Genomic DNA, 398 nt, shown 5'->3' with positions numbered 1-398 from the left:
CGGCCTCCATCGCGTCCTCCACCTTCCAGTCGCCCACCAGCTCCCGCGCCACGCGCGCGTTCTCCAGGCGAGGGGACGCCTTGCCCGCGGCGATGAAGCCCCGGCCCGCGTCCCCGAAGCGCTTGGTCAGCACCCCGCGCACCGCGTCCGTGAAGTAGTGCGAGGCGGTATGCGACGCGCCGAGCTGGGCGATGCCCACGCGCAGGGCCTCGCCGGACTCGCGGCGGCGCAGCCGGTCGAACGTCTTCGTCAGCGCGGTGTCCGCGTCCTGCAACCCCGGCGCATCCGCCACCGGCACCAGCGGCGCGTGCACCTTCGCGAAGCTTCGCTGGAGCGCCAAATCAAAGAGATGACCGAGCAGGTCCGAGCCCTTCGCGCGCGGGTGCACCAGGTCCTCC

The 398-nt window shown here is 72.9% G+C and carries 1 pseudogene; it reads right to left on the bottom strand.

Annotated features, from left to right (window positions below):
- Positions 1-398 (bottom strand): annotated as a pseudogene (locus D7Y04_RS43335) (hypothetical protein); the annotation flags it as partial.

It is taken from the genome of Corallococcus sp. AB038B (assembly GCF_003668955.1).
In the GTDB taxonomy this organism is placed as follows: domain Bacteria; phylum Myxococcota; class Myxococcia; order Myxococcales; family Myxococcaceae; genus Corallococcus; species Corallococcus exiguus.
The sequence above is the reverse complement of the archived record's forward strand: the minus strand, read 5'-3'. Positions and strand labels throughout refer to the sequence as shown.